We start from the raw sequence: 15,309 nt of genomic DNA on the forward strand, positions 1-15,309 counted from the left end.
TGAAGTCCGGTCAGGAGGTCGCGCTTGGAGCGGGCGCGGACGGAGCTCCGCTTTCCGACGGCGCCGGCGGGGTTCCGTTTTCTGACGGGGCGCCGCCCGGGCCGGGGCGTCCGTGCTTGCCGGGGCCGCCTTCGCCACGGCCGCCGTGGCCCCACGGGCCGCGCATGCCCTCGGGGCGGTCGGGGGCCAGGGTGACCGCGGTGGCGTCCAGCGAGACGCCGTCGGCGTTCACCGTGCCCTCCGCGTGCACCCGGACGCCTACCTTCACGTCCGCGGGTACGGTGGCGATGTTGATCTGCCGGGTGAAGCCGTCCCGGTCCTTGATCAGAATCTTGCCGCCGTCGATCGACGTGACCGTGCCGGCCAGGTGGGGCTTGTGCTCCCGCTGGGCCGGGGTCTCGGCCGGGGCCGAAGCGGACGGGGCCGAGGCCGACGGGTCGGGCGAGGGATCGGCGTGGGCCAGCCCGGCGACACCGAGCGCGAGCCCGCCGCCGGCCACCACGGCGATCGCGATCCGGCTCATCCGGCCGGTGGTGGTGGCGGAGTCAGGAAGGGACAGCTTCAACGTCAGCATCTCCTTGATCGGGGGCGCCGCCGCGATGGGGCGCCTGATCACCCACGCTGACCGGCGGTCCTGAAGACGACCTGAAGCGGGCGGCATCTTCAGCCGCTCTTCAGCTTCGTGAGGGCCCGGACATAGGTGCCCGGGCCAGACTGGGCCGATGGTCGCTCGGGTGCTGGTGGTGGAGGACGAGGAGGCGATCCGCGAACCGCTCACGGCGGCGCTGCAGGCCGCCGGTCACGAGGTCCGCGCCTGCGCCGACGGCGTCGGGTTCGAGGAGGTGGTCGACTCGTTCCGGCCCGACCTGGCGCTGCTCGACGTGCACCTGCCGGGCGGCCGGGACGGGTTCGAGCTGGCCCGCGCGCTGGGTGGCCGCAGCGACTGCGCCGTGCTGATGGTGACGGCCCGCGACACCGTCGCCGACCGGCTGACCGGATTCGAGTCGGGGGCCGACGACTACGTGGTCAAGCCGTTCGCCACCGTCGAGGTGCTGGCCCGGGTCGCGGCCATCCTGCGCCGCCTCGGCCGGGTGCCCTCCACGGTGCAGGTCGCCGACCTGATCGTCGACGAGGGGGCCCAGATCGCCACCCGGGCCGGTCAGGCGCTGACCCTGACCGGCACCGAGTTCAAGTTGCTGGCCTATCTGACCGGGCACCGCGGGCGGATCCTGTCCAAGACCCAGCTGCTGACCCAGGTCTGGGGGTACGACGAATATGACCCCAATCTGGTCGAGGTGCACGTCAGCGCCCTGCGCCGCAAGCTCGAACAGCACGGCCCGCGCCTGATCCACACCGCTCGCGGCCTGGGTTACGTGCTGCGGCCATGAGGAGGCCGGCGTCGCTGCGGGGTCGCGTCACCCTCGGCGTGCTGGCCCTGCTGTCGGTGGTGCTGGCCGGGCTGTTCACCGCGGTCGACATCGCGCTGTCGGCCCGGCTGCACGCCGACGCCCGCACCCGGCTGACCGACCGGATGGCCCTGGCCCAGCAGTTGCAGGGCACGCTGAGCATGCAGCGGCTGGCCGACCGGCTGCGCGGTGACGGCGTGGTCGTGCGGCTGTGCACGGCCGACGGCGCGACCTGTGCCACGGCCGCCTCCGACGCTCCTCCCCCGGGTGTGGGCCGCCCGCGCGGTGAACGCCCCCGGGGCCCGGCTCTGACCCGGACGGCCAGCGTGCCGGTGGAGACGGCCGGGAGCGTGATTTTCGTACGGTCGTCGCTGCCCGGTGATCAGATCCTGACGCTGAGCCTGGACACCACCCAGATCACCGAGGCGGTCAACCGGCTGATCGTCTTCGAGGTGGCCGGCGGGGTGCTGGCCCTCCTGCTGGCCGGCCTGGCCGCGTCCCGCATCTCGCGGGCGGCTCTGCGCCCGCTGGAGGACATGACCGTCGTGGCCCGGCAGATCGCGGCCGGCGACCGGGGGCAGCGTCTCGACGTACCCCGGACCGACACGGAGTTAGGCCGTACGGCCGCGGCCTTCGACGCCATGCTCGACGAGCTCGAAGCGGCCGAGATCCGGATGCGCTCGTTCCTCAGCGACGCGTCGCACGAACTGCGCACCCCGCTGGCCGGCATGCAGGCCAACGCCGAACTGCTGCTGCGCGAGAACCCCGACCGCGAGCAGCGGGAACGGATCGCGGTGGCGATGGTGCGCGAGTCGCGCCGGGCCGCCCGCCTGGTGGACGACCTGCTCACCATGGCCCGCGTCGGCCAGGGCGTGCCGCTGGTGGTCGAGCGGGTCGAGCTGCTCGCGCTGGCCGAGGCCGAAGCCGAGCGGGCCCGGTCGTTGTCGCCCGGCCTGGCCTACGAGGTCGCCGGCGAGCCCGGCCTGTTCGTCGACGGTGACCCGGTGCGGCTCGGTCAGATCATCACCAACCTGCTGGACAACGCCCGCTACGCCACCCCGGTGGGCGGCACGGTGACGGTGCGCGTCCACCGCGACGGCGCGCGGGTCCGGCTCGACGTCGGCGACACCGGCCCCGGCGTGTCCCCGGGCGAACGGGACCTCATTTTCGAGCGCTTCGCCCGGGGCGACGCCTCCCGTTCCCGTCACACCGGCGGGGCCGGGCTGGGTCTGCCGATCGCGCGCGGACTGGCCCAGGCCCACGGCGGCGACCTGACCTACGTCGACACCGGCCCGGGCGCGACGTTCCGCCTCGACCTGCCCGCGGCCACTTAAAAGGGGGTTCGGCGGCGTGCGGCGGCCAGCAGGAAGCCGCCGGCCACCATGACGGTGCCGCCGACGGTCAGCGGGGTGGTGGCGGCCGCACCGTCCACGAGCAGGCCGCCCACGATCGCGCCGGCGGCGATCGCGACCTGGAAGGCGACCACGGTGAGACCGCCCACCTGCTCGAGACGGGCCGGGTCGGCCCGGGCGCCCCAGGTCTGCGTCGTCGTCGGGACGCCGCCGAAGCCGAAACCCCACAGCGCGACCGCCGCGAACAGTCCGGCCACCGAGCCGCCGGACAGAACCATGGCGACCATGCCGATCCCGGACACCGCCGGGAAACCCACCGCGGCGACCCGCATCGACCGGTCGACCAGAAAACCGCTCGCGGCCGTGCCGAGCACGTTGGCGACGCCGTAGACGAGCAGCAACGCGGCCAGCCCACCGGCGTCGATGCCGGACACGAATTCCGCGGCGGGCCGGATGTAGGTGAAGCCGGTGAACTGCCCGGCCGCGATCAGCAGGATCGCCGTCAGCCCGAGCAGGAGGAATCCGGAGCGCAGGGCGGAACCGAGCGCGCGGAGCCCGCCCACCGCTTGCGGCGCGACGCCGGGCAGGGTGACCGCCTGCGCGACCAGGGCGAGCACCGCGACTCCCCCACCGAGCAGGAACACCGCCCGCCAGCCCCAGAGCTCGCCCAGCCAGGTGCCGAGCGGCACGGCGGCGATGGTCGCGACCGAGACCCCGGCGTTGATGACGGTCACCGCCCGGCCCAGACGGTCGCCGGGCACGAGCTGCGCCACCATCGCGATCGCCAGCGCCCAGTACCCGCCGAGCGCGACACCCAGGATCAGGCGCGCGGCCAGCATGACCGGCAGGTTGGGGGCCAGGGCCACGAGCACGTTGGACACGATCGCGGCCACCGTGAGGCCGAGTGTGACGTGACGCCGGTCCACGCGCGGAAGCCAGGCCGGCAGCAGCAAACCGGCCAGTCCGGCGCCGACCGCGGTGACGGTGACCGTCTGCCCGGCGGCGCCCGGCGACACACCGAGATCCCCCGCGATGCGCGGGAGCAGGCTGGCCGGCAGGAATTCGGCCATGACGAAGGCGAAGAACCCCAGGCTCAGCGAGACGACTCCCGCCCACGCGGCCCGGCTGCTCACGGCCGGGATCCTTTCAACGCACCTCGGAGTTGATCAAGAGTCGAGGTCGCCTAACCTGACAGTTGGTGTCAGTCATTCGGGCTAGCGTGCGCGGAATGAACGCAATCGGAACCTTCGACGTGGCCGACTTCACTCCCGCCCCCGGGCCCGCGCCGGAGATCAAGACCGGCCTGCCGGTCGGCATCGCCACCATGCGCAAGACCTTCGCCGGCGAGATCAGCGGCCGCTCGGAGACCCTGTTCACCGCCGCGTTCGACCCGGCGACCAACACCGGCACGTACGTGGCGATGGAGTCGTTCGAGGGCACGCTCGGCGGCCGCCCCGGGGCCTTCAACTTCGTGCACTCGGCCACCACGACCGGCCAGGACCGGCAGGCCGAGTTCCTGACGATCGTCCCCGGCAGCGGCACCGGCGACCTGGCCGGGATCCGCGGCACCGGCACCCTGGCCGTCGACGAGGACGGCACCCACCGCATCAGCTTCGACTACACGCTCGGCTGACGCCCGGGGCCGTCCACCTCCCGACCCAGGCCGCCTCCACCGACCGCGTTGTCGTCATGGAGCACGGCGCCATCGTCGAGGACGGCCGTCACGTCGAGCTGGTCGCCGCGGCTGTTCTTCAGTTGAAGGGCGGCCGCGTGTCGATCTCCATCCAGCGTTCGGGGTGTCCGACCGGGGTGAATCCGGCCTTCGCGTAGACCCCGTGCGCGTCGACCGTGGCCAGCACCACCCGCTTGACGCCCTGGCGCTGGGCCCAGTCGACGGCCCAGTTGGCGAGCGTCGTGCCCAGCCCGCGGCCACGGTGGTCGCGGTCGACGTAGACGTCGCAGAGCCAGACGAACGTCGCGCGGTCGGACACGATGCGGGCGACCGCGGCCTGCGTGCCGTCGTGGGCGAACAGGCCGACCGGGAACGAGTTGGCGAACGACCGCTCGATCACCTCGCGGGTGCGTCCCTTGGCCCAGTAGGCGTCGGTGCTGATCCACCGCACGACGCGATCCAGGTCGAGGTCGTCCGGGTCTTCGCTCAATCGATAGTCGCTCACCCGACCACTCTGGCGACGTCGGCGCGAAAGGGAAACGTCCAATCCCCGGCCGGTGGCGGCCGTCATCCGTCCGGGGTCAGCCGAGTCACGGCGGCCTCGGTTGATCAGCGGCTGGGGGCCGCCGAACGATCGGTACGGCCGAGCGGCGCTCAACATTAGGCTGAGATTCCGCATTATCGGGCCCCATCGTTCGCGTCCGGAGAACAATGCATGGAACTGCGCCAGCTCGAACTGTTCGTCGCGGTCGCCGAAGCGGGCGTCTTCGCCCGGGCGGCGGAACGCTGCGACATCGCCCCGTCGGCCCTGTCGGCGACGATCCGCTCCCTGGAGCGCGACCTGGGCGCTCAGCTGTTCGAGCGGACCACCCGCAAGGTCGAACTGACCGAGGCCGGGCGGGCCCTGCTGCCGCAGGCGCGGGAGGTCCTGACCACGGCCCGCGCCGCCCGCGCCACGGTTGACGCGGCCGGCTGCGGCCTCACGGTCGGCGGGATCCCCACCACCGGCCTGCTCGATCAGCCGGCCCTGCTGCAGCGCTTCGTCACCCGGTTCCCCGAGGTCGAGGTCCGCTACCGGCGGGAGACCTCGGACCGGCTGCTCGACGAGCTCCGGCAGCGGCGGCTCGACCTGGCCATCGTCTCGTTGCCGGCCGTGCCACCGGACGACCTCTCGTGGCAGACGCTCGCGGCCGGTCCGCTCCTGCTCGCCTGCCGCGACGACCATCCGCTGGCCGGCCGAAGGGCGGTCACCTGCCGCGACCTGGCCGGGGAACGGTTCGTCGCCGCCCAGCCGGGTTCCCGCGGCCACGACTACCTCCGGCACATCTCGGCCGCCGCGTGCGAGGCCACCACCGTCGCCCATCATGTCCACGACGTGCCCACGATGCTCGACTTCGTCGAGCGCGGCCTCGGCGTGGCGCTCGCCGTCGACGGCATGCTCGGCGACCGGCCCGGCCTGCGCGGCGTGCCGATCGCCGACTCGGCCCTGACCTGGACGCTGGCCGCGGTCACCCCGCCCGTCGCCACACCGGCCGCCCGCCGGCTGCTGGCCATGCTCGGTTAGCGGGGTCATGAGCGCCACCTTCACGTCGGACGACCTCGGCGAGATCATCGACTGGTACGCCGGTGAGGTCGACGTCCACCTGTCGGCCGAGGCGTCGCCGCCCGTCATGCCGCCCGCCCTGCGCCTCGAGAACCACGGGGTGGGACCGGTCCGGATCGCCCGCTCGCACGTCCCGGCCGAGCTGAGCCTGGTGACCGGCCGCAGTGCGGTCTACGCGCTGGCCACCGTGCACGCCGGGGCGCTGCGGGTCACCGAGGCCGCCCGGGAGTGGACGCTGACCCCGTCGGTGGCCGGGCTCTACCGGCCGGCCGACGTGCCCCGCCGCAACCGGGTCGCCGCCCGCACCGACATGACCTACCTGCAGATCCCGACGCGTGACCTCGAACGACATCTGGAGAACCTGATCGGCGAGTACGTCCACGGACCGATCGACTTCACCCCCGAGTTGAGCCTGCGGGGGCGGCCGGCCTGGCTGCGCATGTTCCAGGCGTTCACCGACGCGTTCGACGACCGGCACAGCGTCGTGCACCGCCCGCTGGTCGCCCGGCCACTGTTCGAAGCCCTGATGACGGCGTTGCTCTACACGGCCGACCATCCGTACCGGGAAAGCCTGCTGCGGCCGGAAGCCCCGGCGAAACCCCGCTTCGTCCGCGAGGCCGTGGACGCCATGCGGGCCGAGCCGGAGCATCCGTACACGGTCGCCCTGCTCGCCCGCATCGCCGGCGTCAGCGTGCGGTCGCTGCAGCACGGGTTCCGCGGCCACCTCGGCATGTCACCCCTGGCCTACCTGCGCCGGGTCCGGCTCGACCGGGTCCACGATCAGCTGCGCAGCGGGGACGGCGTGACCGTGGCGGAGGCGGCCCACCGCTGGGGTTTCACCCACCTCGGCCGGTTCGCCCACGAGTACGCCTCCGTCTACGGCGAGACACCGTCCACAACGGCCCGGGACTTCAGGCCGGTACGGGACCCAGCTGATCGGTGACGTCCCCGTACGCGCTGCGGACCCAGTCCTTGCCGGCAACCTTGAGGTGCAGCGCACGCAGAGCGGCCGCACGGCGTTGCGGCGGGACCGGGCGGACCACATCGGCGATACGCCGCAGCGGTGTCACGTCGTCGAGCCTGGGACTGGTCCCCGCCTGCCGGGCCCGGCGCAGCCCCGCCTGTGCGGGCAGCGTCGCCACCGGCTCGGTTCCCAGCTCGCGCCGCAGATAGTCGGCGTCCACCTCGTCGACCACCTTGTTCCCGACCAGGACCAGCAGGTCGGCGGTGCCGGCGGCCTCGGCCAGCTGCCGGTAGCGGCGGGCCACGGTCACCGACTCCGGGGTCGGTTCGACCACGACGACGATCGCGTCGAACTGCGCGTGCAGCGAGTTGGCGAAGGCGTCGGTGCCGGCCACCATGTCGCACACCACCCAGTCGCCGTCGCCGATCGCCAGGTGGGAGAGCAGGTTCTCGAGGACGGCCAGATGCCCGTGGTAGCAGCCGGCCCCGATGCTCTCCGGCTCGTAGGTGCCGACGTGCATGACGTGGGTGCGCTCGTCGAGCGCCACGGCGTGACCGGTCAGCACGGGGTCGGCCGGGTCCAGGGTGACCTCGCGCGAGCCCGGGCCGGGCGGCGTCGTCGCCACGAACCGGTCGGCCCCACCGATGAGGACGTTGGTTCCCAGCAGATGCTTCCGTACGGCCTCGGTCCGCGCCGGATGCGACAACGCGCGCTCGGCATCGGCCGTCACACCCAGCAGCGGAGCGAGATGGACGTTGACGTCGGCGTCGACGGCGAGAACCCGCCGGCCGGACTGCCGCAGATATCCCACGAACAGGGCCGCCAGGGTGCTCTTGCCACTGCCGCCCTTCCCAGTGAAAGCGATTTTCATTGTCGTTAAGTTAGTGAGGACCCGTCACCGGCGCAACGCGACTCGCGGGTGCCGCGTCATCGGCGCAACGCGACGTGCCCATCGGACTCCCGCGGGCGCCGCGTCACCGGCGCAACGCGACGTGCCCCATCGGACTCCCTTGGGTGCCGCGTCGATTGCGCAACGCGACTCGCCCACCAGACGACTACGGGCGCCGCGACGCCGGAAAGTGCGAACAACGCGCCGACTATGTACCAGCCGGGGCGGCCCCACTCGATGCACAGCCAGATCAGCAGTCCGGGCCCGACGGCCTCGGCCAGACCGGCGCCCAGCCCGAAGACGCCCAGGTATTGGCCGGTGGCATGCTCCGGAGCCAGCGCGAACGACACCTCGAACCCGGCGGCGGCGTGCCACAACTCCCCCACCGTGTGGACCACGATCGCGGCCAGGAGCAACATGGAGGCGCCCAGCGGGGACATACCCGCGGTCAGCGGGATCAGCGCGCAGGCGGCCAGAAAGGCGAACCCGGCCCGCCGATACGCGAGGGCGCCGGCCGCCGGGCTGTCGACGCCCCGGCTCGCCCGCACCTGGAAGACCACCACCATGACCGTGCCGGTGAGCATCGTGGCCGAGATGAGCCAGCGCGGCGCCGTCGTGGCACCGACAATCCACAAGGGAACGGCCACGGTGAGCACCTTGAACTGGATCGCCATGACGCCGTCGAGCGCGGTCAGCAGCAGATAGGGGCGGTCCCGCAGCGCGATCCACCGACGGGAACCCGTGGCCGGAGCCGGATCGACCGTGGGCACGAAGGCGAGGAAGGCCGCCGAAGCCAGGGTCAGCAACGCGATCGCCCAAATCATGGTCGAGTAGGCCGATGTGGTGCCGACCTGGACGGCCCATCCCGCACCGAGCGCGCCGAACGAGATCCCGACGTTGGTCACCGCGCGCAGGTAGGCGCGGAACTCCTGCGGGCGCTCCCCGCCGTAGCGCCGGATCAGCGGGCTGCGCGCGGCCACACCGGCCGCCTTGGATCCCGTGGCCAGGCTGACGATCGCTACGAACGGCCAGAAGTCATACGCCAGCAGGAAAGCCGCCGTGGCGACCGCCTGCACGATCAGCGTGACGGTGTAGACCCGGCGCGCGCCGTGCCGGTCGGCCAGATGCCCTACGCCCACGCCCAGGAGCAGGGCGACCAGCCCGGCGATCAGGAGACCCAGCCCGACCTGTCCGTTCGGTAGGTGCGCGGCCTCGGTGAAGTAGAGGACGCCGGCCGTCAGGTACATGCCGCTGCCCACGGTGAAGATCAGGTTGGATGCGGCGAGAGCTTGTTGAGCCTTGGTCAGACGCCTCATGGGTAAGGAACGTAGATCTCCCCACTCATTACGCTCAACCCTTACCGGCAGTGGATGAGGACCGGCTCAATCGCGCGGGTGAGTTGCGCCTCGGCTCGGTCCGAGCGGCAGGCGCCTGATCGTCAATCCTCGACCGCGACTGCCGTCCCGAAGGCGCGCGCTCTGGTCAGGGCGCGCTCAGCTCTCTCGTAGAGCTCGTCGAACCTCAAATCAGACGGCAAAAGGAACGGCCTTCCCCGCGCCAGGCCGCAGCGCGCATCGATCGGCATGACAACGTCCCCGACTCGGATCGTACGCAGCGCGCGAAACAGCTCGTTGGCACGGGCGAGGCCGGAGTCGGACTCCGGCAGGTCGATCAGCAGCACTGCGAACTGGTCACCACCGGCCCGGGCCACGATGTCTCCGAAGCGGGCCTGGTCCTTCAGGCGTCGGGCGCATTCCTCCATCACCCGGTCACCGACACCGGCCGGGAAGAACTCCCGGATCACGTCAAGATTGACCAGGGCGATCAACAGAAGCGCCCGTCGCTCCCATACGGCGGGATCACCAGCCTCGGCGGCCGCTTTCAGAGCGTCGCGATCCGGCAGTACGGACAGCGGAACCGCCTCGGCGTGGCCACCCCGACGTTGGCTGAGGACAACTCGGCGGACTGACCCGCGCGGACCACCCCGTACGCGATCGCCGACACCACCGTCATCACGAGCGCTGTCCACGTCGCCACGCCCTGGGCGATTGTGGCCAGGCCCTGGTTGCGTCGGTCAAAGACCAGTTCGCCCAGTCCACCGGCCACGATGGCCAGGCTTACGAGGAACGGCTCGCCGGTGAAGGTGATGTCCGCTACCGCCGTGGGTGTGCCGCTCAGCCAGTCGACCAGGATCGCCGCTGCCACCGACAGGAAACCGAGGATCAGCGAGAAGAACGCCCACTTCACCAGCTTGCGGCGGATCCGGACCACCCGGGCGTCGCCCCAGTACCCGCGCCAGAAATTCATGCTCTCCATCGTCGGCCCGTCGACGCCCGCGACCAGACGGGCGAGCCCAGCCTGACGGGATGTGTCACAAGTGGTGAGCCCCGTCTGTCCGGCGGGGCGGGTCTAGAGTGGCGCGGTGACTTCGGAGCCCGTACGCGATGCGTATTCGTCCAAGGCCGACCAGTACATCGCCCTGTTCGACGATGACTGGGAAGCCGACGAGAACGAGGCGTCGCTGATCAAGCGCTATCTGGGCGGGCTCGACGGGCCGGTGTTCGACCTTGGTTGCGGGCCCGGTCACTGGACCGGCTATCTGCACTCGCTGGGCGCCGACGTGACCGGGGTCGACATGGTTCCCGAGTTCATCGCGTACGCCCGCGAGCACTTCCCCGGACCCGAGTTCCGGCTCGGGTCGATGACCGAGGTGGACGTTCCCGAGCGCTCGGTCTCCGGCATCCTCTCGTGGTACTCCACCATCCACCTGCCGCCGGCCGAGCTGGACCGGGTGCTGGCCGGGTTCCGCCGCATGCTGGCCCCGGACGGCCGGCTGGTGATCGGCTTCTTCGACAGCGACGACGGGGTGGCCGCGTTCGACCACAAAGTCACCACGGCCTGGCGCTGGCCGGTCGACGAGTTCTCGGCGCGCCTGGCCCAGGCCGGTTTCACCGAGCTCGAGCGCAAGCAGAAGCAGTTCCCCGAGCGCCCCGACCGCATGTACGCGGCCATCGCCGCCGGCTAGTCGGCGGCCAGCGCGGCGACCGGGCTCACCTTGGCGGCGCGGCGGGCCGGGAGCACGCCGGCCAGCGCGGTGAACGCCACCAGCGCCAGGAAGACCGCCGCCAGCTGGCCCGCTGGGAACTCGAGCGGCGCGTTCAGGCCCATTGTGCGGACGGCCAGCCAGGCGTACGGGACGCCGATCGCCAGGCCGAAGCCGGCGCCGATGACGCCGTACAGGCTGGACTCGGCGGTCAGCATCGCGCGCAGGCCGGCCCGGGAGAGGCCCACCGCCCGCAGCAGACCGGACTCGCGGGTGCGCTCGACGACCGACAGGGCCGAGGTGCTGCCCACGCCGACCACGGCCACCAGCACGGTCAACCCGATCAGGGCGACGCCGGCCGCCAGCACCAGGGTGAACGCCTTGTCCAGCTCGTCGCGGCGGTCGGCCAGCACGTCGACGCCGAGACCGGGCTGGGCCGCCAGCACCTCGCGCAGCGCCTTGACCCCGGCCGCGCGGCCCGCCTCTCCCTCGGCGGCCGCGTCGGCGACCATCCGGGTCGGCGTGGCGGGGACGCCGAGCCTGGTCATGTCGGCCGGGTTCATGAGCGCCGACAGACCCATCGGAGCCGACGGCTCGAGCAGCGCGGCGACGGTGACATCGGCGGTGCGGTCCTTCAGCCGTACGGTGATCCGGTCGCCCTCCCGCACCCCCAGATAGCCCGCCGCCCAGCCGGCCACCGCGATCTGCCCGGGACCGACCGGCTTGACGTCGCCCAGCCGGGGCAGGGCCGCCGGATCGATGTCGCTGGCCTCGAAACCGGCCTCCTGGCCGTTCACGGTCAGCTGTGAGCTGGTGCGGAAGAACGCCACGTGCGTCAGTTCGGCGCGTGCGCGGGCCGCGTTGACGACGGCCGCGGGAAGCTTGGCGTCGTCCGCGAGGACCTGGAAATCGGCCGGCGCTTCCAGGGCGACCTGCTGTTCGAGCACCGTACGCAGGGACGCACCGGCGACCAGGGTGCCCCCGATCAGCGAGACGCCCAGCGCCACCACGACCGAGACCGCCGCCGCCCGCCGGGGTGCGCCGCCGACGCCACCGACCGCCAGCCGTCCCAGCGGGCCGAGCCGGCGCAGCGGCCAGCCCACCACGGCCAGGAACGGCCGCACCAGCACCGGACCGAGCGTGGCCAGCGCGAAGAAGGCCAGCGAGGCCGAGCCGACAGTGGCGAACAGCGGCACGAGCGGGTCGTAGTTCTCGGTCTCGGGGGTGGGCAGCAGCGAGAAGACGAGCGCGGCCAGCGCGGCCGAGCCGAGCACGAGCAGGATGCCGAGAACCCACCGCCCGGCCCCGATGTCGCGCCGGGCCCCGGTGGTGCCGGCCGACCGCAGCGCCTCCAACGGTGACACCCGGGCCGCCGAGCGGGCCGGCGAGAGCACGGCCACCAGGGTCAGGAAGACCGCCATCGCGATCACGGCGACGCCCTCGCCGACGGGGAAACCGGGACCGGAGATCTGGACGTCGAAGGCGGCCGCGATCGGTGCTGCCACCTGCCCGAGGACGAGCGCCGCCAGCACGCCCACCCCGCCGGTCACCAGCCCGGTGACCGCGCCCTCGACCGCGAGCGCGCGGGAGATCGAGCGGCGGCCCGCGCCGACCGCCCGCAGCAGCGCCAGCTGACGCATCCGCTGGGCGAAGACGATCCGGAAGGTGCAGATCGCGACCAGGACGGCCGCCACCACCGCGATGAGGACGAAGACGCTGACCACGAGCAGCACGTTCCGCGCGCCGTTGAGCGCACTCTCGACCTCGCGGGCGTGGTATTCGTCGCCGGTCAGGACGGTGGCGTCGCGCCCGGCGATCAGAGCGACCGCCTGCTTGGCGTCCGACTGCGTAGTGCCCGGGTCGAGCCGCAGGTCGGCCCGCCCGAAGGTCTCGGCGCCGAGCAGTCCGGTCACCGTGCGTTCGGTGCTGTAGGCGTTCTGCCCCCAGTCGGCCGGCGCGTCCACCATGCCGACGACGGTGAGGCCCTTGGCTTTGGCGCCGATCGGCAGGCCGAGCCGCTCGGCGGTGCGTGGGGTGACTGCGATCTCGCCGTCGGCCTTCGGGTAACGGCCCTGCGTGACGGTGACGTCGGCCAGCGGGCCGGCGCCGGGATCGGCGGTCACGTCCAGATAGCCGCCGGCGAGCTGCACCGAGCCGCTCATCCGGGCGGCGTGACCGGCGACGCCCGGAACCGCGTCGAGCTTCGGCAGGAGACTCACCGGCAGGTCGCCCTCGACGACCACGCCGGCCGCCGGGGTCTTCACGCCGTCCACGACGGTGTTCCCGGCGATCCGGTAGGCCAGCACCACCGAGTAGACGACGAACGAGGCCACCAGCATGGCCAGGCCGGTCAGCAGCAGGCGGCTGGGGCGGCGGGCCACCCCGGCGAGCTGGGTGCGCAGAACGGCGCGGCTCATCGCCGGCCGCCCGGGTGCGGGGTGGTCGAGGCGTACGGGCTCATGGTGGTCGTCCTCTGCGGAAGGCGGCGGGAGCCAGCAAATCCTGTCGGCCGCCGGTCGCACCGCGCATCGGTCGCTCGTCAGGAAGCCTGGCCGCCGCAGATCCGACTTTCGGCCGAGGAGGCGGCATTCACCTGCGCGCACTCGCCGACGGCCCGGAGGCCGGATTCACCTGCGCGCACTCGCCGGGGGCCCGGAGGCCGGGTTCACCTGCGGCGGCGGGCAGCGGCGAGGGCGTTCTCGTCGATGACCCGGGTGAGCGCGGCGGTCAGGGCCGGCAGGTCGAGCCCGGTCAAATGGTCCATGACGATGCGCCGCACGCTTTCAAGGTGGCTGGGCCACGCCGCCTGGAGCCGGGCCAGCCCGGCGTCGGTGAGCACCGCGCGGCTGCCGCGGCCGTCCCCCTCGATCTTTTCGCGCCGTACGCTGCTGTCGCGTTCCAGCCGTTCGACCAGCCGGGTCAGACCACTGAAGCTGATCAGGACGGAGTCGGCCAGCTCCGACATGCGCAGCGCACGACCGGGAGCCTCGGAGAGCGACATCAGCACGAGGTATTCGTTGAGCGTCAGCTTGGCCCGCTCGAGCAGATCGGCATCCATGATCCGCGGGAGCGCGACGATGACCCGGGTGAGCGCGCGCCAGGCCTCGTCCTCGACCGGCGTGAGCGGCTGAGTGCCGACCGGCGTGACCGGCTGAGGGCCGGACAGCGGCTGAGGGTCTGCCGCGTCCGCCGTCACATGGGGACATTAGCAACGGCACCCACCCTTGCGCAATCTGTTTGTTTGTACAAACATACGGGGCATGACCGTAGCGGACAGCAGTAGCGGAGTGCTCCACGTCCCGCCGGGCGAGGGCCTGGTCAAGTGGATGTCGGGCGACATCCTCACGTTCAAGGCGACCGGGGCCGAGACCGGCGGATCGCTGGCGTTCCTGGAGGTGGTCGTGCCGCCCGGCGGCGGCCCGGTGGCCCACCTCCACCCCCACTCCGACGAGGCGTTCTTTCTGATCGACGGCGCGCTGGAGTTCCTCGACGGCGACCGCACGTTCGTGGCCGAGCCCGGATCGTTCGTCTACGTCCCCCGCAACCACCGGCACCGCTTCAAGAACCTGGAGAAGACCGACGCCCGGATGGTCTTCCTGTTCACCCCGGCCGGCCCCGAAGACCTCTTCCTCGAAGGCGCCGACGACCCGATCCCCGGTCAGCGGCCCGGGAACTGGACGCCCGAACGCTTCGCGCGGCTGGCGCCCATCGTCGAGCGCACCGGCGACATCATGGTGCCCGAGCTATGAGGATCACCCTGTTCGGCGCCGGCTTCGTCGGCGCCGCCCTGGCCGGTGAGTTCGCCGGTCGCGGGCACGAGGTCACCGCGGTCGCCCGCCGTTCCGGCGGCGACGTCCACGACCCGGCCGCCGTCACCGCCGCGGTCCGGGAGGCCGATGTCATCGTGTCGGCGCTGCCGCCGCTCGACGACCAGGGCGGGCTCCCGGCCAGCACGCGGATCCTGATCGACGCCGCCCTGGCCGCCGGCGCCCGGCTCGGTGTCGTGGGCAGCTCCGCGATCCTGCCGGTCTCCACCGGCGGCCCCCGGCACGCCGACACCCCGGACTTCCCGGCGTTCCTGGCCGACCGCGTGGACGCCCACGACCGCACCCTCGCCCGGCTCCGGTCGGCCCCGGCCGGCCTCGACTGGTTCTATCTGGCCGCGGCCGGCGAGTTCGGCCAGTTCGCACCCGGCACCCGAACCGGGCACTACCGCAGCAGCACCACGTCGCAGGTTCAGGACGGGTCAGGCCGTTCCCGCATCGGTGTCGCTGACTACGCCATCGCTTTCGCCGACGAGTTGGAGAAGCCGACCGTCCACCGGGGATGGCTCACGGTCGCCTATTGAGCCGTGCCCGGGACGACGCTGGGCACTGTCAA

17 protein-coding genes are annotated in these 15,309 nt (G+C 72.4%); 8 read left to right on the forward strand and 9 right to left on the reverse strand.

The window, feature by feature from the left end; all coding sequences use genetic code 11:
- Window positions 1-10: 10 nt before the first annotated feature.
- Window positions 11-616 (reverse strand): hypothetical protein, encoded by a 606-nt coding sequence (locus JIG36_RS35590; protein WP_203380814.1) that lies wholly within the window; start codon window positions 614-616, stop codon window positions 11-13.
- Between the two features lie 106 nt (window positions 617-722).
- Here JIG36_RS35590 and JIG36_RS35595 point away from each other — a divergent pair, with 106 nt between their 5' ends.
- Together JIG36_RS35595 and JIG36_RS35600 are read left to right on the forward strand one after the other, a co-directional pair.
- Window positions 723-1,388 (forward strand): response regulator transcription factor, encoded by a 666-nt coding sequence (locus JIG36_RS35595; protein ID WP_203380815.1) that lies wholly within the window; start codon window positions 723-725, stop codon window positions 1,386-1,388.
- Window positions 1,385-2,740, forward strand: coding sequence for a sensor histidine kinase (locus JIG36_RS35600; protein WP_203380816.1), 1,356 nt, complete (start codon window positions 1,385-1,387; stop codon window positions 2,738-2,740). The genes JIG36_RS35595 and JIG36_RS35600 overlap by 4 nt, the downstream gene beginning before the upstream one ends.
- Here the strand turns inward: JIG36_RS35600 and JIG36_RS35605 are convergent.
- Window positions 2,737-3,891, reverse strand: coding sequence for an MFS transporter (locus JIG36_RS35605; RefSeq protein ID WP_203380817.1), 1,155 nt, complete (start codon window positions 3,889-3,891; stop codon window positions 2,737-2,739). The genes JIG36_RS35600 and JIG36_RS35605 overlap by 4 nt on opposite strands.
- 95 nt (window positions 3,892-3,986) lie before the next feature.
- Between JIG36_RS35605 and JIG36_RS35610 the strand changes: the two genes are divergently transcribed.
- The gene (locus tag JIG36_RS35610) at window positions 3,987-4,391 is read left to right on the forward strand and encodes a DUF3224 domain-containing protein (RefSeq protein WP_203380818.1); all 405 of its coding nucleotides are present in this window, start codon (window positions 3,987-3,989) and stop codon (window positions 4,389-4,391) included.
- Between the two features lie 118 nt (window positions 4,392-4,509).
- Here JIG36_RS35610 and JIG36_RS35615 read toward each other — a convergent pair whose 3' ends face one another.
- A complete protein-coding gene (locus JIG36_RS35615) occupies window positions 4,510-4,935 on the reverse strand; it encodes a GNAT family N-acetyltransferase (RefSeq protein WP_307873044.1) in 426 nt (141 codons plus the stop codon).
- Window positions 4,936-5,145: 210 nt separating this feature from the next.
- On the opposite strand from JIG36_RS35615, the gene JIG36_RS35620 reads away from it, so the two are divergent.
- Both JIG36_RS35620 and JIG36_RS35625 read left to right on the forward strand, forming a co-directional pair.
- Complete coding sequence (locus JIG36_RS35620) at window positions 5,146-5,994, forward strand: LysR family transcriptional regulator (RefSeq protein WP_203380820.1); 849 nt, start codon at window positions 5,146-5,148, stop codon at window positions 5,992-5,994.
- A 7-nt stretch (window positions 5,995-6,001) separates the two neighbouring features.
- Window positions 6,002-6,976: an AraC family transcriptional regulator gene (locus tag JIG36_RS35625; protein ID WP_203380821.1), complete on the forward strand. Its 975-nt coding sequence runs from the start codon at window positions 6,002-6,004 to the stop codon at window positions 6,974-6,976.
- On the opposite strand, the gene JIG36_RS35630 is transcribed toward JIG36_RS35625, so the two are convergent.
- From JIG36_RS35630 to JIG36_RS35645, 4 genes are all read right to left on the reverse strand, one after another.
- Window positions 6,945-7,868, reverse strand: coding sequence for an ATP-binding protein (locus JIG36_RS35630; protein ID WP_203380822.1), 924 nt, complete (start codon window positions 7,866-7,868; stop codon window positions 6,945-6,947). The genes JIG36_RS35625 and JIG36_RS35630 overlap by 32 nt on opposite strands.
- A gap of 56 nt (window positions 7,869-7,924) precedes the next feature.
- Complete coding sequence (locus JIG36_RS35635) at window positions 7,925-9,202, reverse strand: MFS transporter (protein WP_203380823.1); 1,278 nt, start codon at window positions 9,200-9,202, stop codon at window positions 7,925-7,927.
- Between the two features lie 122 nt (window positions 9,203-9,324).
- Window positions 9,325-9,798, reverse strand: coding sequence for a diguanylate cyclase domain-containing protein (locus tag JIG36_RS35640; protein WP_307873048.1), 474 nt, complete (start codon window positions 9,796-9,798; stop codon window positions 9,325-9,327).
- Window positions 9,768-10,193, reverse strand: a complete 426-nt coding sequence (locus JIG36_RS35645) for a hypothetical protein (RefSeq protein WP_203380825.1) — start codon at window positions 10,191-10,193, stop codon at window positions 9,768-9,770. The genes JIG36_RS35640 and JIG36_RS35645 overlap by 31 nt, the downstream gene beginning before the upstream one ends.
- A gap of 115 nt (window positions 10,194-10,308) precedes the next feature.
- Between JIG36_RS35645 and JIG36_RS35650 the strand changes: the two genes are divergently transcribed.
- Complete coding sequence (locus JIG36_RS35650) at window positions 10,309-10,911, forward strand: class I SAM-dependent DNA methyltransferase (RefSeq protein ID WP_203380826.1); 603 nt, start codon at window positions 10,309-10,311, stop codon at window positions 10,909-10,911.
- Here the strand turns inward: JIG36_RS35650 and JIG36_RS35655 are convergent.
- Window positions 10,908-13,346, reverse strand: a complete 2,439-nt coding sequence (locus JIG36_RS35655; RefSeq protein WP_203380827.1) for an ABC transporter permease — start codon at window positions 13,344-13,346, stop codon at window positions 10,908-10,910. The two genes, JIG36_RS35650 and JIG36_RS35655, sit on opposite strands and share 4 nt — an antisense overlap.
- Before the next feature lie 248 nt (window positions 13,347-13,594).
- On the reverse strand, window positions 13,595-14,125 hold the full coding sequence (locus JIG36_RS35660) for a MarR family winged helix-turn-helix transcriptional regulator (RefSeq protein ID WP_307873045.1): 531 nt from the start codon (window positions 14,123-14,125) through the stop codon (window positions 13,595-13,597).
- Window positions 14,126-14,189: 64 nt separating this feature from the next.
- On the opposite strand from JIG36_RS35660, the gene JIG36_RS35665 reads away from it, so the two are divergent.
- Entirely contained in the window at window positions 14,190-14,678 is a 489-nt protein-coding gene (locus tag JIG36_RS35665) for a cupin domain-containing protein (RefSeq protein WP_203380828.1), read from the forward strand.
- Window positions 14,675-15,277 (forward strand): NAD(P)-dependent oxidoreductase, encoded by a 603-nt coding sequence (locus JIG36_RS35670; protein WP_203380829.1) that lies wholly within the window; start codon window positions 14,675-14,677, stop codon window positions 15,275-15,277. Before JIG36_RS35665 ends, JIG36_RS35670 begins: the two co-directional genes overlap by 4 nt.
- Window positions 15,278-15,309 lie beyond the last annotated feature (32 nt).

This window comes from Paractinoplanes ovalisporus (genome assembly GCF_016834655.1).
Classification (GTDB): Bacteria; Actinomycetota; Actinomycetes; order Mycobacteriales; family Micromonosporaceae; genus Actinoplanes; species Actinoplanes ovalisporus.

Bases quoted from the DNA above. Each gene is read 5' to 3' on its own strand.
- JIG36_RS35610 (WP_203380818.1), top strand. From the start codon at position 3,987: ATGAACGCAATCGGAACCTTCGACGTGGCCGACTTCACTCCCGCCCCC.
- JIG36_RS35655 (WP_203380827.1), bottom strand. From the start codon at position 13,346: ATGAGCCGCGCCGTTCTGCGCACCCAGCTCGCCGGGGTGGCCCGCCGC.
- JIG36_RS35620 (WP_203380820.1), top strand. From the start codon at position 5,146: ATGGAACTGCGCCAGCTCGAACTGTTCGTCGCGGTCGCCGAAGCGGGC.
- JIG36_RS35670 (WP_203380829.1), top strand. From the start codon at position 14,675: ATGAGGATCACCCTGTTCGGCGCCGGCTTCGTCGGCGCCGCCCTGGCC.
- JIG36_RS35645 (WP_203380825.1), bottom strand. From the start codon at position 10,193: ATGAATTTCTGGCGCGGGTACTGGGGCGACGCCCGGGTGGTCCGGATC.
- JIG36_RS35600 (WP_203380816.1), top strand. From the start codon at position 1,385: ATGAGGAGGCCGGCGTCGCTGCGGGGTCGCGTCACCCTCGGCGTGCTG.
- JIG36_RS35635 (WP_203380823.1), bottom strand. From the start codon at position 9,202: ATGAGGCGTCTGACCAAGGCTCAACAAGCTCTCGCCGCATCCAACCTG.
- JIG36_RS35630 (WP_203380822.1), bottom strand. From the start codon at position 7,868: ATGAAAATCGCTTTCACTGGGAAGGGCGGCAGTGGCAAGAGCACCCTG.
- JIG36_RS35595 (WP_203380815.1), top strand. From the start codon at position 723: ATGGTCGCTCGGGTGCTGGTGGTGGAGGACGAGGAGGCGATCCGCGAA.
- JIG36_RS35625 (WP_203380821.1), top strand. From the start codon at position 6,002: ATGAGCGCCACCTTCACGTCGGACGACCTCGGCGAGATCATCGACTGG.
- JIG36_RS35665 (WP_203380828.1), top strand. From the start codon at position 14,190: ATGACCGTAGCGGACAGCAGTAGCGGAGTGCTCCACGTCCCGCCGGGC.